The 25,105-nt window shown below is 58.5% G+C and carries 21 protein-coding genes; 16 read left to right on the top strand and 5 right to left on the bottom strand.

What is annotated here, in order from left to right; all coding sequences use genetic code 11:
• The first annotated feature begins 49 nt into the window (after positions 1-49).
• The 11 genes from DXD49_RS02210 (at position 50) to DXD49_RS02160 (ending at position 11,413) form a co-directional block, all read left to right on the top strand.
• Positions 50-799, top strand: coding sequence for an SDR family NAD(P)-dependent oxidoreductase (locus tag DXD49_RS02210; RefSeq protein WP_117735728.1), 750 nt, complete (start codon positions 50-52; stop codon positions 797-799).
• Between the two features lie 108 nt (positions 800-907).
• Positions 908-1,924: a 2-keto-3-deoxygluconate permease gene (locus tag DXD49_RS02205; RefSeq protein WP_117743238.1), complete on the top strand. Its 1,017-nt coding sequence runs from the start codon at positions 908-910 to the stop codon at positions 1,922-1,924.
• Between the two features lie 468 nt (positions 1,925-2,392).
• The gene (gene pflB / locus DXD49_RS02200) at positions 2,393-4,444 is read left to right on the top strand and encodes a formate C-acetyltransferase (RefSeq protein ID WP_117794091.1); all 2,052 of its coding nucleotides are present in this window, start codon (positions 2,393-2,395) and stop codon (positions 4,442-4,444) included.
• Positions 4,445-4,529: 85 nt separating this feature from the next.
• Complete coding sequence (grcA3, locus tag DXD49_RS02195; protein WP_055252439.1) at positions 4,530-4,781, top strand: autonomous glycyl radical cofactor GrcA3; 252 nt, start codon at positions 4,530-4,532, stop codon at positions 4,779-4,781.
• 445 nt (positions 4,782-5,226) lie between these two features.
• Positions 5,227-6,081, top strand: a complete 855-nt coding sequence (locus tag DXD49_RS02190) for a DegV family protein (protein ID WP_117743234.1) — start codon at positions 5,227-5,229, stop codon at positions 6,079-6,081.
• 188 nt (positions 6,082-6,269) lie between these two features.
• Complete coding sequence (gene pflA, locus DXD49_RS02185) at positions 6,270-7,088, top strand: pyruvate formate-lyase-activating protein (RefSeq protein WP_117635676.1); 819 nt, start codon at positions 6,270-6,272, stop codon at positions 7,086-7,088.
• A 316-nt stretch (positions 7,089-7,404) separates the two neighbouring features.
• A complete protein-coding gene (locus DXD49_RS02180; protein ID WP_117794090.1) occupies positions 7,405-8,523 on the top strand; it encodes a serine hydrolase in 1,119 nt (372 codons plus the stop codon).
• Between the two features lie 78 nt (positions 8,524-8,601).
• Entirely contained in the window at positions 8,602-9,342 is a 741-nt protein-coding gene (gene mtnN, locus DXD49_RS02175; protein WP_117635678.1) for a 5'-methylthioadenosine/S-adenosylhomocysteine nucleosidase, read from the top strand.
• A gap of 39 nt (positions 9,343-9,381) precedes the next feature.
• The gene (yihA, locus tag DXD49_RS02170; RefSeq protein WP_006234871.1) at positions 9,382-9,972 is read left to right on the top strand and encodes a ribosome biogenesis GTP-binding protein YihA/YsxC; all 591 of its coding nucleotides are present in this window, start codon (positions 9,382-9,384) and stop codon (positions 9,970-9,972) included.
• A 93-nt stretch (positions 9,973-10,065) separates the two neighbouring features.
• Positions 10,066-10,749: a DUF3990 domain-containing protein gene (locus DXD49_RS02165; protein WP_117635679.1), complete on the top strand. Its 684-nt coding sequence runs from the start codon at positions 10,066-10,068 to the stop codon at positions 10,747-10,749.
• Positions 10,750-10,780: 31 nt separating this feature from the next.
• Positions 10,781-11,413: a helix-turn-helix transcriptional regulator gene (locus DXD49_RS02160; protein ID WP_117635680.1), complete on the top strand. Its 633-nt coding sequence runs from the start codon at positions 10,781-10,783 to the stop codon at positions 11,411-11,413.
• Positions 11,414-11,695: 282 nt separating this feature from the next.
• Here DXD49_RS02160 and thrB read toward each other — a convergent pair whose 3' ends face one another.
• Positions 11,696-12,577: a homoserine kinase gene (gene thrB / locus DXD49_RS02155; RefSeq protein ID WP_006234874.1), complete on the bottom strand. Its 882-nt coding sequence runs from the start codon at positions 12,575-12,577 to the stop codon at positions 11,696-11,698.
• Positions 12,578-12,780: 203 nt separating this feature from the next.
• Positions 12,781-14,298 (bottom strand): threonine synthase, encoded by a 1,518-nt coding sequence (thrC, locus tag DXD49_RS02150; RefSeq protein WP_117635681.1) that lies wholly within the window; start codon positions 14,296-14,298, stop codon positions 12,781-12,783.
• A gap of 104 nt (positions 14,299-14,402) precedes the next feature.
• On the opposite strand from thrC, the gene DXD49_RS02145 reads away from it, so the two are divergent.
• The 3 genes from DXD49_RS02145 (at position 14,403) to DXD49_RS02135 (ending at position 17,972) form a co-directional block, all read left to right on the top strand.
• Positions 14,403-15,791, top strand: a complete 1,389-nt coding sequence (locus DXD49_RS02145) for an aspartate kinase (RefSeq protein ID WP_117743714.1) — start codon at positions 14,403-14,405, stop codon at positions 15,789-15,791.
• A gap of 173 nt (positions 15,792-15,964) precedes the next feature.
• Positions 15,965-16,990, top strand: coding sequence for an aspartate-semialdehyde dehydrogenase (locus DXD49_RS02140; protein ID WP_117743715.1), 1,026 nt, complete (start codon positions 15,965-15,967; stop codon positions 16,988-16,990).
• Positions 16,991-17,393: 403 nt separating this feature from the next.
• Positions 17,394-17,972, top strand: a complete 579-nt coding sequence (locus DXD49_RS02135; protein WP_233503857.1) for a methylated-DNA--[protein]-cysteine S-methyltransferase — start codon at positions 17,394-17,396, stop codon at positions 17,970-17,972.
• 206 nt (positions 17,973-18,178) lie between these two features.
• Here DXD49_RS02135 and DXD49_RS02130 read toward each other — a convergent pair whose 3' ends face one another.
• On the bottom strand, positions 18,179-19,414 hold the full coding sequence (locus DXD49_RS02130) for a chloride channel protein (protein WP_199412286.1): 1,236 nt from the start codon (positions 19,412-19,414) through the stop codon (positions 18,179-18,181).
• Positions 19,415-19,731: 317 nt separating this feature from the next.
• Between DXD49_RS02130 and DXD49_RS02125 the strand changes: the two genes are divergently transcribed.
• Both DXD49_RS02125 and DXD49_RS02120 read left to right on the top strand, forming a co-directional pair.
• Positions 19,732-20,433, top strand: a complete 702-nt coding sequence (locus DXD49_RS02125; RefSeq protein WP_117743716.1) for an ABC transporter ATP-binding protein — start codon at positions 19,732-19,734, stop codon at positions 20,431-20,433.
• Between the two features lie 5 nt (positions 20,434-20,438).
• Positions 20,439-23,204: an ABC transporter permease gene (locus DXD49_RS02120; protein WP_233541724.1), complete on the top strand. Its 2,766-nt coding sequence runs from the start codon at positions 20,439-20,441 to the stop codon at positions 23,202-23,204.
• 116 nt (positions 23,205-23,320) lie between these two features.
• On the opposite strand, the gene DXD49_RS02115 is transcribed toward DXD49_RS02120, so the two are convergent.
• The gene (locus tag DXD49_RS02115; protein ID WP_117734238.1) at positions 23,321-23,641 is read right to left on the bottom strand and encodes a multidrug transporter; all 321 of its coding nucleotides are present in this window, start codon (positions 23,639-23,641) and stop codon (positions 23,321-23,323) included.
• 554 nt (positions 23,642-24,195) lie between these two features.
• A complete protein-coding gene (locus tag DXD49_RS02110; RefSeq protein WP_117794089.1) occupies positions 24,196-25,023 on the bottom strand; it encodes a helix-turn-helix domain-containing protein in 828 nt (275 codons plus the stop codon).
• Positions 25,024-25,105 lie beyond the last annotated feature (82 nt).

Genomic DNA, 25,105 nt, shown 5'->3' with positions numbered 1-25,105 from the left:
ATGCTCCAACTTCCCGCAAGGAGACACCTGAATCAAGGGGGTTGGAGTCATGGCATTTGACTTCACGGGCAAAACCGCGATCGTTACCGGCGGCACTCAGGGCATTGGCCTCGAGATTGCCAAGGGTATCGTTGCGGGCGGCGGACACGTCGCGCTCATCGCAAGGAACGCTGCCAAGGGCGAGGCCGCGGTGGCAGAGCTTGGCGAGGGCAACAAGTTCTACCAGCTCGATGTCGCCGATGCGTCCAAGGCGCGCGAGACCGTCGAGCAGATCTTCGCGGATCTGCCCCAGACCAACATTCTGATCAACTGCGCCGGTGTCATCAGCACCAAGAAGTTCGACGAGATCGACGACACCGAATGGCGCCGCACCATCGACATCAACCTCAACGGCACCTTTACCATGATGAATGCCGTGTACCCGCACTTTAAGGCGGCCCACGCCGGCACCATCGTCAACGTGAGCTCTGTGGCCGGCAAGATCGGCGGCGGCCTGCTCGGCACTGCTGCCTACGCGAGCTCCAAGGCCGGTGTCAACGGCCTAACCAAGGCGGTCGCCAAGGAAGGCGGTAAGTTCGGCATCCGCTGCAACGCCGTGTGCCCGTCGCTTACCCTTACCGACATGACCTCGATTCTCTCTGATGAGAACTCTCAGCGCATCATCAACGGAATTCCCTTGGGCCGCGCTGCCCAGGCTAGCGAGCCTGCACAGATGGTGCTGTTCTTTGCTTCCGACCTCGCCAGCTTCGTGAACGGCGAGATCGGCGACTGCGACGGCGGCATCGTCCTGGACGGGTAATACCCCGCGGCGATAATTCGGCGACGGCTCCTGCGACTCGGGACCGTCGCCTTCTTTCTGACTCAGGAGCGTGTGGCCGCGTGTCACACGCATCAAAAGGAGATATAAATGAGTGAATCGACTGCGGTGGAGGCGCCGGCAACAAAAGAGCCGTTCTTTAAGATGTCCTCCATCCCGGGCGCCAATATCCTGGTGCCGCTTTTTTTGGGTTGCCTGCTCAACACGCTGTTCCCCGACCTGTTTAAAACGCTCGGCAGCTTTACGCTCGGTATGACCCAGCAGGGCGCCGGCCCGCTTGTGGGCGCTTTTTTGCTCATCGTCGGTACGACGATTTCGTTTAAGAGCGCTCCTGCTGCCGCTGCCCGCGGTGCCATTATCATTGCCGTCAAGCAGATCGTGGTTGTCGCCGTGTCGCTACTCATCCTTTATGTGTTCAACGACAACCTGTTTGGCATCTCGGCCATGGTGATGCTGGCCGCTTGCACGGGTGCCAACAACGCTATGTACGCTGGACTGATGGGCACCATGGGCAACGAGGCCGAGCGTGGCGCCGTCGCCATCACCACGCTGGTTGTCGGCCCTCCGGTCACGATGATCGTGCTCGGCGCCGCCGGCCAGGCTCCGATCGGCTGGTCGCTCGTGGGCGCCATCCTGCCGATCGTCGTCGGCATTATTCTGGGTAACCTCTTCCCGAGCTTTAAGAAGATGATGGCACCGGCACTTTCCGCCATCATCGTGCTCGTCTTCTTTGCCATGGGCTCGACCATGACTTTTGGTCAGCTTATCAACGGCGGTCTTCCCGGCATTCTGCTCGGCGTGATCTGCTCGGTGGTCTTCGCTATCCCCGTTGTTGCGGTCGATAAGCTCACCGGTGGCACCGGTGTCGCAGGTGCGGCAATCTCCAGCTGCGCCGGAGCCAATGTGGCAACGCCTGCCGCTATGGCAAGCGTCAACGAGGCCATGTACGGCGGTGCGGTGCTCGCGACGGCTACGGCTCAGGTTGCAGCCTGCGCTATCGTGACGGCCATTTTGACCCCGCTGGTCACCAGCTGGTGCTACAAGCATTTTCAGGGCCAGCAGAGCAACAGCAAGGCAGCGACCGGCAGCGCCGCCTCAGCCGCTTAATGCCAAGCGGCAATCAAAGCTAAAAAACTAGCCACGCCACAGGGCGGCCGCGGGGAAAATCCCGTGGCCGCCCTTCAGTTTCTGAAGGGTCTCTAGGACACTTTACCCTGCTAAAGCTGGCATAACAGCTAGAGTGAAGGACGTATAAAGGCAAGGGGAAATATCAAACAATTCGGTGAACGGTAGCTGATGACGCGTGCGTTTCCTGCGGATTTGTCAAAAAAGGACTAATGGTATAAAAAAAGGAACATATAACAGCCCTGATGAAGGGGGTGGCTATGTTATCCTTCACAGACGGGTGAAATCTTGGGTTTAGGGTTGCAAGACCAAGGTGAATAAACGTTTTTCCCTGCGCTAACGCGCGATGAAAGGCGAATGAAGCCGGTCATGCAGGTCCAATATTCAAGAATTCAATAAGCAGCGGTGTGAGAGCGCCGCATAATACGTAACTAGGAGCGTGGTTACACAATGCAGGAGGCATGGGAAGGCTTCAAGGAAGGCATCTGGACGGGAGAGGTTGACGTCCGAGACTTCATCCAGAAGAACTACACCCCCTACGAGGGCGACGAGTCGTTCCTCGCCGGCCCGACCGAGCGTACCAAGGAGCTGTGGGGCGAGGTTCTCGACCTGCTGCTCAAGGAGCGCGAGCAGGGCGGCGTCCTCGATATGGACACCAAGACCGTCACGGGTATCGTGAGCCATCCCGCTGGCTACATCGATAACGCCCATCGTGAGAAGGAGACCATCGTCGGCCTCCAGACCGACAAGCCGCTCAAGCGCGCGCTGCACGTCAACGGCGGTATCCGCATCGCTTGCCAGGCTGCTAGCCAGCACGGCTACAAGATCGACGAGAACGTTGTCGAGCGCTACACCTTCGAGCGCAAGACCCACAACGCGGGCGTCTTCGATGTCTACACCCCCGAGATGCGCGCTTGCCGTTCGGCCCACATCATCACCGGTCTGCCCGATGGCTATGGCCGCGGCCGCATCATCGGCGACTACCGTCGTGTCGCCCTGTACGGTGTCGACTACCTGATCAAGGACAAGGAGGCCCAGAAGGCTTCCACCCCGACGGTCATGACTGCCGACAACATCCGCGATCGTGAGGAGCTGCAGGAGCAGATCCGTGCCCTCGGCGAGCTCAAGATGATGGCCGAGACCTATGGTTTCGACATTTCCAACCCTGCTACCAACACGCAGGAGGCCATCCAGTGGATGTACTTCGCCTACCTCGCTGCCGTCAAGGAGCAGAACGGCGCCGCTATGTCCATCGGCCGTACCTCTACGTTCATCGACATCTACGCTGAGCGCGACCTTGCCAACGGCACCTTCACCGAGGAGCAAATCCAGGAGTTCGTGGATCACTTCATCATGAAGCTCCGCATGGTCAAGTTTGCCCGTACCCCCGAGTACCAGGCCCTGTTCACCGGCGATCCGCAGTGGGTCACCGAGTCCATCGGCGGCATGGGCGTCGACGGCCGTACGCTCGTTACCAAGATGAGCTACCGCTACCTGCACACGCTTGAGAACATGGGCACCAGCCCCGAGCCCAACATGACCGTTCTGTGGTCGACCCGTCTGCCCGAGAACTTCAAGAAGTTCTGCGCCAAGACTTCCGTCGCCAGCTCCTCGATCCAGTACGAGAACGATGACCTCATGCGTGTTTACCACGGCGACGACTACGGCATTGCCTGCTGCGTGTCCTCCATGCGCATTGGCAAGGAGATGCAGTTCTTCGGCGCCCGCGCCAACCTGGCCAAGTGCCTGCTGTACGCACTCAACGGCGGTGTTGACGAGGTCTCCAAGAAGCAGGTCGGCCCCAAGTACCGCGCCGTCGAGGGCGACACGCTCGATTACGACGACGTCGTGGCAAAGTACAACGACATGATGAAGTGGCTCGCTGGCGTGTATGTCAACTCGCTGAACATCATTCACTACATGCACGATAAGTACTGCTACGAGCGCATCCAGATGGCTCTGCACGACAAGCACGTGCACCGTTGGTTCGCTACGGGCATTGCTGGCCTTTCCGTCGTGGCTGACTCCCTGTCTGCCATCAAGTACGCCAAGGTCCACCCCGTCCGTGACGAGAATGGCATCATCGTCGACTTCGAGACCGAGGGCGAGTTCCCCAAGTACGGTAACGACGACGACCGCGTCGACCAGATCGCTCACGACGTTGTGCACCAGTTCATGGAGTACATCCGCATGAACGACACCTACCGCAACTCCGTGCCCACGACCTCGGTTCTGACCATTACCTCCAACGTCGTGTACGGCAAGAAGACCGGTTCTACGCCTGATGGCCGCAAGGCTGGCCAGCCCTTCGCCCCGGGTGCTAACCCCATGCACAAGCGCGATAGCCTCGGCGCCATCGCCTCGCTGTCTTCGGTTTCCAAGCTCCCGTTCCGCGATGCTCAGGACGGCATCTCCAACACCTTCTCCATCATCCCGGGTGCGCTCGGCAAGGAGGACCAGGTGTTCTTTGGCGATATCGACCTTGATCAGCTGGGCGAGTAACTATTGTTAATGCTATACTAACAATAACGATTACTGATTGGAGCGCCGGTTTCGGCCGGCGCCTATCAATCGAAGGAGACACATTATGAAGGTTTCTGAAGTTTCCGAGACTCAGGCCGATAACCTGGTCCACATGCTCGACGCTTACGCCGAGAAGGGTGGCCACCACCTGAACATCAACGTCTTTAACCGTGAGACGCTGCTCGACGCTCAGGCTCACCCCGAGAAGTATCCGCAGCTGACCATCCGCGTTTCCGGCTACGCCGTGAACTTCCACACGCTCACCAAGGAGCAGCAGGACGAGGTCATTTCGCGTACCTTCCACAACAAGTTCTAAAGGGGTTAAACTCCCGCAGGATCGCCGGGCCGCTTTGGGTTACTCTCCAAAACGTCCTCGGACATGCAAAGAGGCTCCGCTACGCGCTTCGCGCGGCGGGGCCTCTTTGCGTCCAGTGCGGAATGTTTTGGAAAGTAACCCAAAGCGGCCCGGCTGGGGTCCTGTGTAGTCACCCTTTAGGCGGAACTCTCCTGATGGACTGGACGCACGAGATACTTTCTTGGCAGCTACCGCTTATCGCGTATAGCGACCGTTTGCGGAATAAGTAACACTCCTTAATAAACCGTGTAGAATCTCAGATAAGCACGGAGTTTTCCAGGGAGACGCTGTCCTTTGTTGTGTGCAAGGGACGGCGTCTCTTTGGCGCTTGGAGGCCGTTCTACAGCAGGACGGTGGACGTGCGTCATATATTAAAAAACCAACGTCGAGATGGGTCGTGATAAGAATGGGCAAGTATGTAATCGTGGTTGAGTCTGGGTCGGATGTGACGCCAGAGCTCTGCGAGCGCTACGGCATCGTGCGCGTGCCCATGCATGTCACGATTGGTGACGAGACCGTCGAGGACGGCTCGATCGATCCGCTCGAGATTTATTCGCGCTGCAACGAGTTTGGTGTGATGCCCAAGACCAGTGGCTGTTCGCCAGCGGATTTTGCGTATGTGTACGACCGCATCCATGCCGAGCAACCCGACGCGACTATTTTGCATCTTGCATATTCCGAGGCCACGACCTGTTCGCATCAGTCCTCTAAGATTGCGGCTCAGGGGCGCGACTACGTGTTCTCCATGGACACGCGCTTTGTCTCGGTGGGCCAGTCGCTCGTTGTCGTCGAGACCGCCAAATACATCGAGGCTCACCCCGATGTCACCGTCGACGAAATCTTTGCATTTACGAACTCCGTCATGGACCGCGTGCTGCTGGGCTTTGTTCCTACGGACCTTGCCTTCCTTAAGGCGGGCGGTCGCTTGTCCAACGTCGCGTTCCTGGGCGCCCATCTGCTCAAGATTAAGCCCTGCATTGAGGTGACGGGTGGTAAGTTCGTGGCGACCAAGAAGTTCCGCGGCTCTATGCTCAAGTGCGCCCGTGCCTTTATTGATCACATGGTAGAGAAGGGCGAGATCGACTACTCGCATATTGGCCTGGCGTATTCGGTAGGCCTTTCCGAGGAATTGCGCGACGACATGGAAGTCTACGCGCACGGCCTGGGCTTTAAGGACGTTACCTGGACTCAGGTCGGCGGCGTCATCTCGAGCCATTGCGGCCCGACCGCCTTCGGCGCGGTGCTCACACTCAAGGCGTAAAGGCCTGGCGTCTATCGATTTCTATTGCCACGGCGGCGGGCGGGTTGCGATAACCCTCCCGCCGCTCTTGCGTGGGGTCAAATAGAACAATCCAATTGACCGCTAAACCATTTCACCATCATGCGTATGGGCTAGAATGGCTCTGGCATTTTAATTGGTTGCACCCAAGGAGAGGCAAGGTAGCGCGAATGGCAGAAATGACGCTTGAGGGTGTGGACGCTCGTCCCGAGGACTCTGCGTTTGCCCTTGGCCGCGTGCATTCAATCGAGACGATGGGAACGGTCGACGGACCCGGCATCCGCTTTGTGGTGTTTGTCCAAGGCTGTCCCATGCGCTGCGCGTATTGCCACAATCCCGATACCTGGTCGGTCAACGGCGGCACGATGGTGACCGTCGAGCACCTCATGGATGAGTTCCAGAGTAACCACGAGTTCTATCGCAGCGGCGGAATTACGGTGTCCGGCGGCGAGCCGCTCCTACAGCCTGAGTTTTTGGCCGACCTGTTCCGTGCAATGCACAACAACCCCGATGGCCGCGTGCATACCTGCTTGGACAGCTGCGGCTATGCGTTCGATCCCAACCACCCCGAGAAGTTCGATGCCGTTCTCAACGAGACCGACATGGTGCTGCTCGACATCAAGCATGCCGATCCGGCTGAGCATAAAAAGCTGACCGGTTGCGATCCCGCACGCATCTTGGCGTTTGGTGATGAGCTTGCACGTCGCAAGATCAAGGTCGTTATCCGCCACGTGGTGGTGCCCGGCATTACCGACACGGTGGAGGAGTGCGAGGCGCTCGGTCGTCTGATCGCTCCATGGCACAACGTGGTGGGCCTGGAAATGCTGCCGTATCACACCATGGGTGTCGCCAAGTACGAGCAACTGGGCATTCCCTATAAGCTTGAGGGCGTGCCCCAGATGGATACCGCGCGCATGCCCGAGCTGCGCAACGCCGTCATGACGGGCATGAAAAAGCGCCGCGCCGAACTCAAAAACGCCATCGGCTAGCGAGCCATTTTCGCTCCCCAAAGGCACTCATTGGGGACAGACTTAAATGAGTACCCCTGGGCACCAAGTTGATTGCCAAAGAGCCCCGTCAAGTTGCGGTGGAATAGTTCTTGTTTTTCGGCTTATGCCGTCCAAACAGGAACTATTTCACCGCAACTGCGTTTTGGGTAGAGATGTGCAACAGAATTGGCAAAAATGCATAGAAACGCTTGTGGTTTCTTTAAAGACACCTTAAACGCCACTGAATATCTTTGGAAAGAAATGCCTGCTCGGTATCATGCTGCTCGTATATAAACGGTAGCAGTCAGGAGACCACGTGCGAAACATCGCATCGCGGGACGAGTATGTGCCGCAGCATGGCAGCAGATATAAGACGAAGGACACGTCTTCGCGTGGCCTTGCCGACACTCGCATCCGCGTGAGGAAGATTGCCGCCATTGGGATGCTAACGTCGGCGGTTATTATCCTCGGAATTACCGCCAAAACCTACGCGTCGGAGCGAATGGCACACTCAGATGCGTCAACGGTACAGACGCAAAACAAAAAGGTCTCTGAATCTAAAGTCACCGCAAGTCAAGCCCTGTCGACAGCGAACCTCAAGACGGGGCTTTCGAAGGCGGACTTTAACGATATTCCCTCAGGCGATACCGTGCAGACCTTCTCGCTGGTTGATGACCAGATCCTCGCCCTGGAGGATGAGAACCTCGCCGCACTCCAGAATGCGCTTGACCAGGCGCAGGAGCTGGGCGATGTGGGCGTGGTGTTTTACGACCTGTCGAGCGGTAAGGGCGTGACGTATAACGCTGATGTCGAGGTGTACGGTGCGAGTAGCTACAAGGCACTCTATGCGTTGTACATTTGCGAATCTCTGGTCGAGACGGGCCAGGTTTCACTCGATGACTCCCTTGGCACCTATGGTGGCTACAACATGGGTTGGCAGACGGTACGCGACTTGATCGAGGCTGCGGTCGTTTATTCAGACAACGATTCGTTTATTGCGTTACGTGCGGCGTTTGACCGTGTCGGTTACGAGGATTGGATTGTCGGTCTTGGCATCGATTACGATACGGCACTGGATCCGATGAGTGATTTTCCGACCTACTGCCCGCGCACTTCTGCGAGGTTATGGCGTGAGATGAGCGAGTATCTGAGCATGGATACCGAGACTTCACAGTGGTTGTCGGGCCTTCTGACATCAACATCGCGCTCGTTTATTCGCGATGGCATTGCGGACGAGCAGGTTTTGGTGCGCAACAAGGCAGGCTGGATTAGCGAGGATGGTTACTATTCGACATGCGATGCAGGCCTCATCGACATCGATGGCCGTACCTATGTCATGAGCGTCATGACATCGATGCCATGGAGTGACCGTTCGAGCGAGGTTACGGCCGCGATTGCAAAGGCTCTGTTTGATACGCGAGCTGCACTGGCTTAGCGTGTTCGTTTGGCGAGGTCAAACAAAATGCTGGTACCATACCTTGGTTGAGAATTTCGTATAGGTTTGGGGAATGGTATGGCTACCATCGCGATTATCGGTGCGCTCGAAAAAGAGATCATGCAGATTAAGGAAGAGCTGAGCGACGTTTGCGAGGCACGGGAGGCGGGCTTGACCGTTGTGAGCGGTGAGCTCGACGACCTGACAGTTGTCGCCACAACGGCGGGCATGGGCACGGTGAACGCCGCGGCGGCAACGCAGCATCTCATCAGCAAATATGCCCCGCAGGCCGTTGTGTTTTCGGGCATTGCGGGCGGCCTAAATCCTAAGCTCCATATTAACGACGTGGTTATAGGCAAGTGCCTGCGCTATCTCGATACCGACACGGCGCTCATCGCCGAGTCGGCGCCGGGGCTCGAGGAGTTTGTCTCGACGCCGGCGTTGGCTGATGTTGCCGCCGCCGTGCTTGCCGAGCATGGGTTTGTGGACGTATCGCTGGATGTGGCGGCTGCGGAGAAGGACCCCAAGCAGTTCCTGTGTGGCACTATCGCCACGGGTGACCGCTTTGTTACGGGTGACGCCATGCGTAACGCTGCGATTGAGGCCACGCATGCCGATTGCGTCGAGATGGAGGGCGCGGCAATTGCGCACATCGCGGCCAAGAATGGTGTCGATTGCCTGGTGCTGCGCGCTATCAGCGATAATTGCGACGAGGCATATGACGCGTTTTGCGAGCGCGAGTTCGATCTGGATGAGTACGCTCGCACCGCGAGCGGCATCACGCTTGACATCGTTCGTCGTATCGCCGCCGCGCAATAGCACGCCCGTTTTGTAAAAACCTACGACCAAGGAGTGTCCATGGCCGATTCCATTAACTATCAGCTTGCCAAGTTCGTCGCCAGCTACGGCAAGGTTTCGCAGATCCCCGAGTCCACCTGTCCCGAGGTGAGCTTCGTTGGCCGCTCAAATGTGGGCAAGTCGTCGATTATGAACAAGCTCTTTGGCCGCAAGAACCTGGTCAAGGTTTCCAGCACGCCGGGCAAGACGAGCAACATCAACTTCTTCGAGGCCGACGACGTACACTTTGTGGACCTGCCGGGTTACGGTTTCGCCCGTCGCTCCAAGGCCGAGCGCGACCGCTGGGCCGAGCTTATCGGCGACTTCTTCGACTCCGAGCGCAGCTTTAACCTGGTTGTGTCGCTGGTGGACATTCGCCACGACCCCAGCAAGCTCGATCACGATATGATCGACTACCTGCAGGGCAACGAGTTCAACTTTATCGTCTGTCTCACCAAGGCCGACAAGCTCAGCCGTACCCAGCAGGCCCGTCAGGCAGCGGCCATCAAGAAGCAGCTCAACGTCCCGGCCGAGAACGTAATCATCACGAGCTCCCAGACCGGCACCGGCATCGACGAACTAAAAAAGCGCATCGCCGAGGCTTGCCTCTAGTAAGGCTGCAGCCCCTCAAAAGCTCTCATCTATATCACCCCAGTGATAGTTATTGGTAAACTATCACTGGGGTGATATTTTTAGGAGGTCGATATGGAGCTTTGGCACGGGTCGGAGGTTGTTGTCGAGCATCCATCGTTGGATAAATGCAGGCAATTCAATGACTATGGGCGCGGGTTTTATTGCACACCACATGAGGAAATGGCAATGGAATGGGCATGCCGGACCGAGTCTGATGGCATTGCCAATCGATATGAGCTTGATTTAGATGGCCTTTCGGTCTTGGATTTAGAGTCTGGGGAGTTCTCAATCCTCAATTGGCTTGCGATTTTGGCCGACAACCGGGAGTTTAATGTCTCGACGCCGCTGGCACGCGAAGGACTTCGGTATTTGCTGGACAACTGTCTGATTGATATTTCTCCCTATGACGTTATTCGAGGCTATCGCGCTGACGATTCCTACTTTTCGTTTGCAAGACAGTTCGTTAACGGCATGATTTCGCTCAGGCAATTGCAGCGCATTATGTTTTTGGGGGATTTGGGCATTCAATATGCGCTTATGAGTGAGCGCGCGTTCTCGGCGATCAGGTTTCGCGATTGGAAGCAGGCCTCGGGAGCTGAGTTTTATCCCAAACGATTTGAGCGAGAACAGAACGCTCGACGTAAGTACCTGGATACGGTAAACGGATTTGACACCGAGGGTGTCGACATTAGGGATTTGATGGCAGGGAGGGTTGATTTGAATGATCCAAGAGTTAACGGATTGTGGGCCGAGTAGGACATACCCCGTCTACTACCTCGAGGATGCAATGAACAACCTCGGCGACTGCTTTGACTATGCCGTTAACGATTATGGGGCAGAAGGATCGGAAGTTGCTGAACTCTTTTGCCTGAGCGGCGTAGCCCGCGAGTTCGAACGCGGCAACGCATGGGTAGTGTCGGGAAAATCGGGCGTTGAGCTGTTCGCGCTCATTGCCGAAAGGTCCGGCTATCAATCAAGGCCGATGCCAAATCGAACCTACCGATTCGAAAAGACACCGGAATATTGGACAGGCTGGATATTGGCATACCTTCAGTGGCGCCTAGGGGAGTCTTTCGAAGATTTGCTGCATGTCGTTCCATTCGATGTGCTACGCAGTCTGTACTACCCCTGGCACGAAGCCTCGGAGGAACGCGTGACTCGCCTCGTCTGCGATATGGCGAAAAAAGCGTCCAGGCAAACCAAACTTGCGTTAGCAAGAAAGAGGCTCAAGAAAACCCAACAAGATCTGGCATACGAATCGGGTGTGTCACTCCGCTCAATCCAAATGTACGAGCAGCGCCAGAGAAACATCAATGAAGCTTCGGTAACAAGCGTAAGAGCCATAGCAAAAGCCCTCCACTGCAACATCGAAGACCTCCTAGAACCAGTCTTCGAATACAAAGAAACCAGCGCAGCGTAAACCAAGCGCACAGGCGAAGCCTGTCACTAGTAAGTGTCCCTACCTAGCAAGAGCCCCTACCAATAAAAAGCAACTATCAGCCCGGCGCTTTTACAGAGTGTAGGTCCCTGTAGCCGCCGCCAGCGAAGTGAACGTAGGGGAGGCCAGGGGCTTTGCCCCCAAATCTTTCCGCAGGACGGCAGGACCCCCGCCGCACGAAGTGCGCAGCGGGGGTCCTGCCATGTCCGAGGACGATTTGGGGGCAAAGCCCCTGGCCTCCCCGGCGAGTATACGGGACGGCGACTACAGGTATTCGATCTGGGCGCCTTCCGTGTCGCACGTCAGAATATGCGTATCACACTTGGGGAACTGCTCGCGCAGCTTGACCTGCAGGAACTTGGCTACGATGGTGTCATCGGTTACGGCCATGAGGGTTGAGCCCGAACCGCTGATCCAGATGGTCTTGGCACCGCCGTTCAGGCAGGTGTCGCGCACGGCGTTGTAATCGGGGATCAAGCGGCGACGATAGGGCTCCTGGATGCGGTCGTCATTGGCGGCGGCAATAAGGTCCAGGTCGCCGGTCTCCAGGCCGCGCGTCATGCCGGCGATGCGGCCCATTTGCCACACGGCGGTGGAGAGCGGAATCTCCTGCGGCACGACTTTGCGCGCCTCGCTCGTGTGCACCTCGTAGGGCGGAATCACGGTAATAAAACGCAAGCGATCGCTCACCTCATAGCGCAGGCACTGGGGAAGCGAATCGGTTGGCGTAAAGGAGCAGACGGCGCCGCCCAGGATAGCGGGGGCGACGTTATCGGGATGGCCTTCGACCTCGGTGGCGATGCGGACGAGCTCGGCGCGGTCGACGGTGTGGCCTGTCAGCGCGGCGGCAGCCATGATGCCAGCGACGACGCAGGTGGAGCTGGAACCCAGGCCGCGGGCGACGGGCACGTCGGTCTGAATGTCGATAGCGACGGGGAATGCCGGCTCGCCCCAGGCGGCCAGAGCATCGACAAAGCTCACATAGACCAGGTTATTCTCGTTTTGGAACTCCTCGGGGCAGCCCGTGATGGTGAGTTTGTCGGCGCGCTCGAAGGTGAAGTGCGAGTAGAGGCTGACGGCCATGCCGAGGGTGTCGTAGCCGATGCCTAGGTTGGCGCTTGTTGCTGGGACGGTGATTTTGATCATGTGAGTCCTCCTGGCGTGCCTGGCTGTTTAGTTCGCTGCTCGGGCAGTCCTGCGCAAGACGGAAAGCACATAAAGTGCTTTCCTTTGCGTGCGGAACTCGCGACGAACTAAACAACCAGGCACGCTGTGCGCGTTCGTCATCATCCCGGGGCTATCTGATGGAAGAAGGCGCGCCGGCTTTCGCCGGCGCCTTATAAGGGGTTTTAGTTGGTAGTCATCTTTTTTGCTGCAGACTCTACGTAGTTGGCCATCTCATCGACGTCACAGACGTCTTCGAAGCGGACGGGTTTGGATTCGAGTTCGGCGAGCTGGGTCGGGGCGACCGTGTTGGTGGCCTGCTCGAGCACACGCATGGCCTCAAAGTCGTCCTCGGGAACGTCGAGGCCCAGGGCGTCGCAGCAGGCGCGCGGGAACTTGTAGGGGCTGGCGGTCGAAAGCAGCACGCGGACCTTGGCGCCCTCGGCGGGGGCGACCTGCTCAAAGACGTGATAGCCGCAAGCGGTGTGCGGGTCGATCACGTAGCCGTTGGCGTCCCAGCAGCTCTTGATGGCAGTGCGGACCTCGTCCTCGCTGGCCCAACCGCAGCCAAACACACTTTGGATCTTGGCCAGCAGCTCGGCGGGCACCTCGTAGCGGCCGGTCTGGGCAAGCTGCTCCATAAGGCCGGCAACGAGCTCGCAGTCGCCGTCGGACAGGAAGTAGAGCATACGCTCCAGGTTGGAGCTGATAAGGATGTCCATCGACGGCGAGATGGTCGTGAAGAACGGACGGTTGCGGTCGTAGACGCCGGTGGTCAGGAAGTCGGCCAGCACGTTGTTCTTGTCGCTCGCCACGACGAGCTTGGCGACGGGCAGACCCATGCGCTTGGCGTAGTAGCCGGCCAAGATATCGCCAAAGTTGCCGGTGGGCACACAGAACTCTACGGCGTCGCCAGCCTCGATAGCGGCGGCGCGCAGCAGCTGCGCATAGGCGGCAAAGTAGTAGACGACCTGCGGCACCAGGCGGCCGACGTTGATGGAGTTGGCGCTCGAAAGCACCGTGCCGGCGGCCTCCAGGCGCTCGGCCAGCTCCTTATCGGCAAAGATGCGTTTGACGGCGCTCTGGGCGTCGTCAAAGTTGCCGCGGATACCGCAGACGGCGACGTTGTCGCCCTCCTGTGTGGACATCTGCAGATTCTGGACGCGGCTGACCTTGCCCTCGGGATAAAAGACGGTAATGCCCGTGCCCGGAGCATCGGCAAAACCAGCGAGTGCGGCCTTGCCCGTGTCGCCTGACGTGGCGGTGACGATCATGATGCGCTCGGCGCCGCCTTCTTTGGCGGAGGTGCGGGCCATCAGGCGGGGGAGCATCTGCAGGGCGACGTCCTTAAAGGCGCTCGTGGGGCCGCCAAAGAGCTCCATCACATAGGTCTGAGGGGCGTCGGCGCCCGGTGCGGCATCGAGTTTGACGAGCGGCGTAACCTCTTCGCTCGCGAACGTGCCGCGGTATGCTTCGTCGACACACGCCGAAATTTCTTCGGCCGTGTAATCATTCAGTAACATTCCCAACACATCTTGAGCGATTTCAAAGTACGATTTATCTGCAAGCGAGCTGATATCGACCTGCTGGGTGCCGAGCTCGTCCGAGACAAACAAACCCCCGTCGGGAGCGATGCCAGTACGGATTGCCACCTTACTTGAGCACGATAAAGTGCGTCCTCGTGTACTATGATAAGTTCCCATATAACACTGCTCCTCGGATGCCTTGGTCCCAATCGGTGAAACCATGGTATCAGAGCGCGCAAAATAGGTTCGCAGAGGCTTTTTAGAAAGGTAACCTCCAGCCCATGATTAAGATTGCCAAGTTTGGCGGCTCGTCGGTCGCCGACGCCGAACACTTTAAGAAGATCAAGGCCATCGTCGATGCCGACCCTGCCCGCCGTTTTGTGGTGGTTTCTGCCTGCGGTCGCCGTTTTAAGGGCGACACCAAGGTGACCGACCTGCTTTACCTGGTTAACGCGCACGTTAAGTACCACGTGTCGTGCGAGGAACTGCTCGAGGACATTGGCCAGCGCTACTTTGATATCGCTGACGAGCTGGAGCTCACCTATCCCATCCGCGAAGAGTTTGCGGCCTTTGCCGAGCGTGCTCGCTCCGGTGGCTACTCCACTGAGGAGCTTGTGAGCCGCGGCGAGTACTTCACCGCTCGCCTGATGGCCGAGTACCTGGGCCTGCCGTTCCTGGACGCCGCGACGGTCGTTGCATTCCATCACGATGGTACGCTCAGCATGAACCGCACCTCCGAGTTGGTGCAGGAGTACGGTCAGCAGGGCGGCTTTGTTATGCCCGGTTTCTATGGCGCGACGCGTGAGGGTCAGATCAAGCTGCTCGATCGTGGCGGCGGCGATATTTCCGGCTCGATTCTGGCCAAGTGCCTGGGCGCCGATCTGTACGAGAACTGGACCGACGTTTCGGGCTTCTATTCTGCCGATCCGCGTATTGTGCCCGAGGCGCAGCCCATCGCCCGCGTTACCTACGAGGAGCTGCGTGAGCTTTCGTACATGGGCGCAAGCGTCCTGCACGAGGAGGCCGTGTTTCCTGTGCGTGAGGCGGGTATTCCGCTGGTCATCAAGAACACCAATGCGCCGCAGGACCCCGGCACCATCATTAGCGAGACGGCTGACGAGGGCGAGGCAGAGCCCATCATTACCGGCGTGACCGGCAAGCGCGGCTTTGTCGCCATCAATGTGGCCCGCGACCGCACCAAGCCCCGCGTCGGCTTTATGCGCCGCGCGCTTTCGGTGTTCGAGCGCTATGACGTTTCCGTTGAGCACATGCCCACCGGCGTCGATCGCTTTGGCGCCGTGGTGCAGGAGCAGGATGTGCACGATTCGCTGTACTCGCTTGTGGGCGACATTCAACAGGAAGTCGAGCCGCTCGAGATCGAGGTGGTTGAGGGTCTGGCACTTATTGCTACCGTCGGTCGTAACCTGCGCGGTCGTGCAGGTATCTCGGGCCATCTGTTTGGCATGCTCGGCCAGGCCGGCGTGAGCGTGCGCATGATTTCGCAGAGCTGTGACGAGATCAATATCATTATCGGTGTCGAGGAGAAGGACTTTGACCTGGCGATTCAGACCATCTACCGAGCCTTCTCCGACGAGAACGGCATTGTGAAGGTCTCCGATCTGGAGGCTCCTGCGCCGGTCGATCCCGCTCTGGCCGCACTCCACAAGTAGTTTCCGTCCCGGTAGATTTTTAGGATGTCCCAAAAATCTACTGCCGGGCGTTTCGTTTCGGTTTCGTTTCGACGGGGCGGGTTTTGTATCCGCCCCGTTCTTGTATAAACTGGGCAAGAATATCCGGCCTGCTTGGCGTGCGGGCGATAGCTACAACCTTTAAAGGGGGAAGCATGAAACAGTACACGGTTGCTATTTTGGGCGCGACGGGAGCTGTGGGCACCCAGATGCTCGAGTGCCTCAACGAGCAGGAGTTTCCGGTCGGTAAGCTCAAGCTGCTGGCGAGCGCGCGCTCTGCGGGCAAGACCGTTGAGTTCCGCGGCGAGCAGGTTGTGATCGAAGAGGCTTGCCCCGAGGCCTTTGAGGGCTGCGACATCGTACTCGGCGCTGCCGGCGACGATATCGCCAAGGAGCTGCTGCCCGAGGCCGTCAAGCGCGGTGCCGTTGTGGTCGACAACAGCCACGCCTTCCGTCTGGATCCCGAGGTGCCGCTGGTCGTGCCCGAGATTAACGCCGATGACATTAAGTGGCACCACGGCCTGATCGCCAACCCCAACTGCGCGACCATCATCGGTCTGGTTCCTACGTGGCCGCTACATCAGCTCGCCGGCGTGAAGCGCATGATCGTGTCCACGTATCAGGCAGCTTCGGGTGCTGGCGCTCCCGGTATGGCCGAGCTCGAGGCTCAGCTGGCCGCTCTGGGCCGTGGCGAGGAGATTCCCGAGCCGCGTGCATTTGCCGCCCAGCTGGCGAGCAACCTGATTCCGCAGATTGGCGGCGTCAAGGAAGAGGGCTTTACCTCCGAGGAGATGAAGCTGCAAAACGAGGGCCGCAAGATCATGCACCTGCCCGAGCTGCGCGTGAACTGCACCTGCGTGCGCGTGCCCGTGCTGCGCTCGCACTCCGAGAGCATTACGCTCGAGTTCGAGCGCGACATCACGGTGGAAGAGGCCCGTGCTGCGCTTGCCGCCGCTCCGGGCGTCAAGCTGGTTGACGATCTGGGTGCCGAGGATGCACACGATCGCTTCCCCATGCCGATGGACACCTCCGACCAGGACCTGATCTGGGTCGGTCGCGTGCGCCGTGATATCTCGAACCCCGAGGCCGCACGTGGCATCACCTTCTGGTGCTGCGGCGACCAAATCCGTAAGGGCGCGGCAACCAACGCCGTCCAGATCGCTAAGCTGCTCTGCGAGTAGGTTGACCTGTCCGGCGGGGGCCGGGTTTAGTTTTCAGAACGTCCTCGACCATGTGTGGCGCCTTGTCCTGCTCCTTCGGAGCCGCGGACAAGGCGCCACACTGGTCTGCGGAGTGTTCTGAAAACTAAACCCGGCCCCCGCCTGCGGTGACGCTGCTGCGCGCGGCCTGCGATGGGGCCGTTGTTGGTTGGGGCCGTTGGGCTGATGTGGGGGCACGTGGTTGTTGCGGGCCCTGGTCCCGGCGGCGGCCTTGGCGCTTCGCGCCTGCCGCCTTTGGGGACTGTGGGGCTCGGCCGGCAGCTGCGGCGCGTTCGCGCCTGCTGCCTTGGGTGACTTTGGGGTCGATTGGGGTTGTCTGCACAATTCGCGGTATTATGTTGCGGAGTTTTGAAAGGAGCCGCTGGTGGTCACGACGACGTTTGCTTCGCCTTTGGGCGAAATCCTGCTTGCCGCTGATGGCCGCGGTTTGACGGGGCTTTGGTTTGAGAGGCAGGAGCACTTTGGCTCTACGCTGCTCAAAGAGGATGCGGAGTATGTCGTAGGTGCCGATGCGGTTTCTGGTGCCGGTGGGATGTCTTCGGTGAGTCCGGCAAATGGTGCGGCTTCTTCGGTGCTTGAGCGTTCCTGGGCTTGGCTGAATGCTTATTTTGCGGGGCAGGAGCCTCGGTTTACGCCGCCGTTGCATATGATTGGCACGGCGTTTCAGCGTGAAGTTTGGTACGAGCTGCTTTCAATTCCGCGTGGCGAGGTCGCTACGTATGGCGAGATCGCCCAGCGTGTTGCGGCTCGACATCGTGTGCCGGGAAATGAGGCACCCGTTGTGTCTCCCCGTGCCGTGGGGGCCGCGGTCGCGCGTAATCCCATTTCGATTATTGTGCCGTGCCATCGCGTGGTTGCCGCCGATGGTTCGCTCAACGGATATGCTGGCGGCCTTGACCGCAAGGAGTGGCTGCTGCGGCTTGAGGGCGCGTACGAGGAGTAACGCTCGAGCACTTTGCATAGCCAAGATGCCGTGAAAGAACGGGACACGCTTTCCGAATGGAGGCTCAGACGGAAACCACGTTCCGGAATTCTGTTATAAAGCGGGATGCGCTTTCCGAATGGCGTCCCGAGCGGAAACCGTGCCCCGGAATACAGCCTCAGAGTGGGACGCCGTTTCCGGTTGAGACCACCTGCCTGGACATCGATCTACGCCCGCTCCTGCAGGGCGTAGATGGACTTATCCATGTTGAATAGGTAAGCCACAACGCAGACGATGAAGAACGCCGGCAGATTACCGAAACCGAAGACCTCGCAACCGATAAGGATTGGCGCGAGCAGCGTGTTGGTGGCGCCGCCAAAGACGGCGGCGTAGCCCAGCGCGGCGCAGAACTCGACGGGCATGCCGAGAATTCCGGCGAGCACGACACCCAGGCTTGCTCCGATGGAGAACAGCGGCGTTACCTCACCACCTTGATATCCTGCGGCAAGCGTGGCGATGGTGAGTGCGAATTTAAGCGCCCAGTCCCAAGGCATGATGGCAATCTTGCCGTTGTCGTCCAGCGCTGCCGATATCAGGTTTGTGCCAAGGCCGCAGTATCGCCCCTGCCACAGTACGAACAGAATCGCCGACAGTGCAAGGCCCATAACGGCAACGCGTATGTAAGGGTTGGGGAACAGCCGCGCTGCAAGGGTCTTGGCATGGGCAAGGCACCAGGCAAAAGCGCCGCCTACCATACCAAACGCGATACCCAACAGCGCTAGCCGTCCAAGACCGGGGATGTCGAGCGCATGCGAGGCGGTAACGGCGACCTCGAACTTCTCGAGTCCTAGGGCGCCGGAGGTCATACTTGCTGCGAGTGAGGCCGTAAGCGCGGGAAACAGCGCGCGGTATTCCATGCGTCCTGCGACCAGCACTTCGATAGCAAAGACCGTGGCTGCAAGTGGCGTTCGAAAGAGTCCGGCAAAGCCGGCAGCCATGCCGATAAGCAAAAACGTGTTGCCGGGGTCGCGGAAAGGCAAACGTCGGCCGATCCAATGTGAGACGGTTGCACCGATCTGCACGGCCACGCCCTCGCGTCCCGCGCTGCCGCCAAAGAGGTGCGTTCCCCACGTGCTCAGCATAATGAGCGGCACCAAGCGCGGGGAGATAGCGTCTTCGCGCCCGTGGCCTACGTCGAATACTAAGTTCATGCCGCGTTCGGTGCCTTTGCCCCAAGTGCGGTAGGCAAACACGATGGCAAGGCCCGCGAGGGCGAGGAGGGGAAGGAGCAGAGTGATGTGCTCGTCACGGAAGGTGCCAATCGCCAGAAGCACGCGACCAAAGAGCGCGCAGATGGCGCCAACGATAATGCCGACGGGGATTCCGACAGCGCCCATAAGCACGAGGCCGCTATAGGTGTTGACCAGGCGTTTAATCCTGCTCGATGTGCTGCTTTCTGACACTTCTCCTCCAAAACAAAAAAGACTCCTGCCGCGGCGTGATACCTAGGAGGCACCACGTAACAGCAGAAGTCATCAGCAACAAGGCGGTTTAGGGTGACGCGACAGCTTAGCTAGCGCACCCAGCGGAGACATTCATTCCGAAGCGGCATCATAGCGGTGGGCGAGGCTTGGGTCAAATGGTTGACTTGGGTAGCCTCAATGCCTCGCCCACACCCGCCATTCCCCCGTATAAAACCTGCCAAAATGAGCCTGTCCCTTTTTGGTGGGTGGGAAATGGGTAATACTAAAGAGTTATCCGACCAGATGGGAATTAATCGATGGCCTATATTGAATTCAAAGACGTCATCAAGGCATACGGCGAGGGCGACGCCCGCATCCACGCGCTCGACGGCGCGAGCTTTACGGTCGAGCGCGGCGAGCTCGCCATCATTCTTGGTGCTTCGGGTGCCGGCAAGACCACGGCGCTCAACATTCTGGGCGGCATGGATACGGCGACCTCCGGCACCGTGACGGTGGACGGGCGCGACGTGAGCTCCGCCAACGAGGCGCAGCTCGTGGAATACCGCCGCGCCGACGTCGGCTTTGTTTTCCAGTTCTACAATCTGGTCCCCAACCTGACGGCACTCGAAAACGTCGAGCTCGCGGCGCAAATCTGCCCCGATTCGCTCGATGCCGAGCAAACGCTTTGCCAGGTCGGCCTGGGCGAGCGCCTCGCCAACTTTCCCGCGCAGCTTTCGGGAGGAGAGCAGCAGCGCGTGTCCATTGCCCGCGCGCTGGCCAAGAACCCTAAGCTGCTCCTTTGCGACGAGCCCACGGGCGCGCTCGACTACAAAACCGGCAAGCAGATTCTGCAGCTGTTGCAGGACACCTGTCGCAAGCAAGGCATTACGGTCATTATCATCACCCACAACTCCGCGCTGGCGCCCATGGCCGATCGCCTGATCCGCTTTAAGAGCGGCCGCGTGGAGAGCGAGACGGTCCAGCAAAATCCTGTACCTATCGAGACGATCGAGTGGTAGCGCCCATGGACCAGGATCGCCAAAACAGCCAAAACCGTGATACGGAGCACGTCGGTCGCGACCGAGAGTTCGCGACCTACCGCACTGCCCAAAGTTCAAACGACATGGTGCCGACGGTGTTTCGCCGTGGCATCTACCGCACAATCCGAGGCAGTCTTAAGCGCTTCTTGTCCATCGTGGTCATCACGGCGCTTGGCGTGAGCGTGATGTGTGGCCTTAAGGCGGGCTGCGAGGACCTGTGCGATTCGGTTGACGCCTACTTTGACCAGCAGAATGTCTATGACATTAACGTGCAGTCGACCTATGGCCTTACGCGCGACGATCTTGCGGCCATTCAAGAGGTCGACGGCGTCGAGACAGCCGAGGGCATCTACACCGAGACCGCCTACACCGCCGTGGGTACAACGCGCGAGCGCGTGGTCGTCCAGAGCCTTTCCAGGGAGAATATCGATCAGCCGGTGCTGGTGAGCGGCGATTTGCCCGAGCGTGCCGGCGAGGTCGCGGTGACCTCGCGTTTTTTGAAGGCTTCGGGCAAAAAGCTCGGCGATACCGTGAGTTTTGCCGCCAATGACGCGAGCTCGTCCAATCAAAGTGCCAAGGACCAGTTCGCCGCAGGCGATTACACCATTACGGCTGAGGTCCTCGACCCCACCGATGTGAGTTCCGACTCGACCGTCAATGCCTTTCGCGCTGCTTCGGCTGCGGACTATAAGTTCTATGTGAGCGAGGATGCCGCGACATCTTCTTCCTACTCCGCGGTTCACGTGACCGTCGAGGGGACTAAGAGCCTCAATTCCTATTCGGATGCCTACACGACAAAGATTAATGAGGTCAAGGGCAATATCGATAAGATCCGCGACGGACGCGAAAAGGCACGTGCTCAAGAGTTGACGGTCGATACGCCGGCAAGTTTGGATGCGGCCGAGCGCCAAGCGAATATGCTCTTTGGGATTGAACAGGACAACATCGATCGTATGGCCGAGGGCAGCGAGGAGCGCGCGCAGGCGCAAGCCGACCTGGACCAGCGCCGTGCCGCCGCCGACCAGCAGTTTGCCGATGCCCGCGCCGAGATTTCCGACCTTGGCGAATGCACCTGGTACATCCAGGACCGCGGCAACATCGCGAGCTACTCGAGCGTCGAGAGCGATAGCTCCTCGATTGAGGCCATCGCCACGGTTTTCCCGTTCATCTTCTTTATCGTCGCTGTGCTCATCAGTCTCACCACCGCCACGCGTATGGTCGAGGAGGAGCGCACGCTCATCGGTCTGTACAAGGCACTCGGCTATTCACGCGGGCGTATCCTGTCCAAATACGTGGACTATGCGCTGTGGGCTTGCCTGATTGGCGGCGTGCTGGGCAACATCATTGGATTTGTGGGCCTGCCGCTGTTCTTGTTTACGGTATTCGACGACATGTACTCGCTGCCCCAGATGCTGCTTTCGTACGACATCGTGTCCTCGATCGTTTCGGTGGCGCTGTTTGCCGTGGGCGTGGTGGGCGCCACGATTATCGCCTGCCGCCACGAGATGGCCGAGACCCCGGCCTCGCTCATGCGCCCCAAGGCCCCGCGCGCCGGCTCGCGCATCTTGCTCGAGCGCATAGGCTTTATCTGGCGCCGCATGGGCTTCTTAAATAAGGTCGCTGCACGTAACCTATTCCGCTACAAAAAGCGCGCCTTTATGACCATCTTTGGCATCGCGGGCTGCACGGCGCTCGTGATCTGCGGTATGGGCATCCGCGATACATCGGTGGCGCTTTCGCCCAAGCAGTACGGGCATATCACGCGCTATGACCTGCTAGCGGTCGCCAATCCCGACGATTTTTCGCAGACGTGCGCGGCGCTCGACGAGCGAAGCGCAGCCAAGGATTCCGACGTGACCGTGACTTCGACGCTGCCGATTATGACCGACAACGTCACCTTTACATTTGGCGGCAAGAGCGAGACCGTGCAACTGATCGTGGTGCCCGATGACCGCACGAACGACCTGGACGACTACGTGTGTCTCGAGGACGAGTCCGAAGAACCGCTCGCCCTGCGCGACGGGGATGTGTATTTGAGCAAGAGCTCTCAGCTGGTGCTGGGGATCAAGCCGGGTGACACAGCACATGTCCAGGATTCGTCACTCAACGTCGCCAAGGTCAAGGTCAGCGACATTTCGCTTAACTATCTGGGCAACACGCTCTATATGACGCAGAGCACCTATGAGAGCGCGTTCGGTCGAAGCGCGCGCCTCAACGGCATCCTTGCGCTGCTTAAGGGTTCGTCGGCCGATCAGATTGCGTTTACCAACCGTCTTAAGAGCGATGGTTGGATTACGCTGTCGAGTACCGCCGAGCATTGGGAAAACTATGAGGCAAACTTTACGATTATCAATTCGGTCGTGGTGCTTGTGACCTTTATGGCGGCGTGCCTGTCGTTTGTGGTGGTATTTACGTTGTCTAATACCAACATCTCGGAGCGCGAACGCGAGCTGGCGACTATCAAGGTGCTGGGCTTCCGTCGTGGCGAGGTGCACCACTACGTTAACAAGGAGACGCTGATTTTGACGGCGATTGGTGCCGCGCTGGGCGTGCCGCTGGGTGGCCTGCTTGCCGAGAGCTTTACGTACATCCTGCAGATGCCGTCGCTGTACTTTGACGTCGAAGTCGAGCCGCTGAGCTACGTGCTTGCCGTGGTGCTTTCCTTCGGCTTTACGATCATCGTCAACCTCGCCACCAACCGAACGCTCAACAAGATCGACATGGTCGGCGCCCTCAAGAGCGCCGAGTAACCTGCCAAAAAGGGACAGGGTTATTTTGGCAGGTTTTATCTGGGCGAACGCCGGACAACCATTAGGTGGCCCAGCGTTTGCCCCGTTTTGCTGGGGAGGTCTGTCGTTCAGTGCTCTTACTGCCCAATCCAGCGTTGCGCATAGCTCTTAATGTCCTCGGTAAAACCGTCAAGGTCGTCAAGGGTGATCACGCTGTCGATAAGCAAATTGGCTATCTCGCGGTGCATTGTGCTGCGGCGAATGTTGTTTGCGATTACGCCTGAGGACAGCTTGTCTCTATTGAGGCGCTCTTCTAATGCCCAAAATCTACTGGACGCTTCGCTGTCGCCGTTCAGCATCTCAACGTACTGGGCGATGAGCTTTTCCATATAACGTTCTTGCCATTGAGGAAGCATTTTCTTAAACAGCTTCCAGTCGCTTTCGGCTACGTCGCGCATATGTCCTCCGCTCGTCAAACGGGCTTTCCATTTGCCTTTCATTCTATTTGGTTTTCGCTCCCAGGCGTGGATGAGAGGCTCTCTTTAGCCTTCGAGATTGGGCTTGAATGGGTCGTATGCCACAAAACGGGCCTATCTACTACGTTTGCTACCACACCCTCGACCATGACAAAGATTATGAAATTAAAACCGCAGGTAGAGGGCTTGCCATTTTTCGGAAAAGGCGGGTATGGTCGGCCCTCTCGAGTTAAACGTAGTAAATAGGCCCTTTTCTTGGCGCGCGGTCAGCTCAATGCTAATCTCCGTGCCGGAACTGACCCAGTTGTTTGTAAGTTGTGGTGATATACGGACTGTTTGGCGCTTTGGAACTTCGAAACAGTCCCTATCTCACCGCAACTTAGGAGAAGGGCGGGGGTGGTTGGGTGCTGGTGGGTCGGAGCGTGTTAGGCCTGTTTGCGGTGCTTCCATTGTTTGCGGCACCAGCGCATGAGCGCCTTTATGACGGGAATCGTGATGAGGATGATCCATGCAGGATGGGGCTGTCCCAAACAGAGTCACATGTAGAGGAACCAAGCGATGGCGGCTGCCGGGTAGATGGCCTCGATCAGCTTAGACAGGTGGCGCCGATCGATGAAGTCACCAATCGCGTAGTAGACGGGAACCAGAAAGACGAGGAAAAGCCCCATGTCCCATGTGCCGTAGACAATGCCGAGCACCAGATAGGCGAGAGCGACAAGTGCGGGGAAGGGAAACTTGTTCCACGCACGACCGACCTTGGTGTGGAAATGCTTGCCATGATGGTCGAGCTTGTCGTGTGCTTCCTTCCAGCTGGAAAACGTCTCGCCGTCGATGGTGACGGTGCCATCGTCATTGGTATGCACGTTATGTCCATCGTCCTCTAGCGTATCGATATGCAATCCGCCTGGCCCCACATGGACCTCTTCACCCTTGCGCTCGTTAGCCACATGGATGCCACTCCAGCCAACATGGACCTCTTCGCCTTTGTTGGGATCAATAACGTGGATGCCGCGCGCGAGGGAAATATCGACAAGTGGCTTATCGCTGCAATCAGCGTGCTCAGTAGAAGCTTCAGCCTCTTCAGCCCCATCTGGAGCTTTGGTGCCGGCGTTGCTGTTCTGTGCCTCATCATCAGTCTGCGAGTCATCAGTGCTATCCACCGCCTCTCCATACAGCAGTTCATCCAGCGACACGCCATACAGCGCGGCGAGCGCAATAAGGTTATCGGTATCGGGTGAGGATTCGCTGCGCTCCCATTTACTGACAGCCTGACGACTCACACCCAGCTGGGCGGCAAGCGCCTCCTGAGAAAGCCCGGCAGCCTTGCGGCGATCAACGAGCTGCTGCGCCATCGCAAGATCCATAACAGTTCCTTTCATGTGGTGACCGTAATCGAATGAGCCGAGTATGCCGAGAACAACCAGTAGCGACCACCATTTCTAGTTA

Origin of the sequence: Collinsella sp. TM05-38, from assembly GCF_003466445.1 — a bacterium.
Taxonomy (GTDB): Bacteria; Actinomycetota; Coriobacteriia; order Coriobacteriales; family Coriobacteriaceae; genus Collinsella.
Note: the sequence above shows the minus strand (reverse complement) of the source record. Positions and strands in the feature narration are given on the sequence as shown.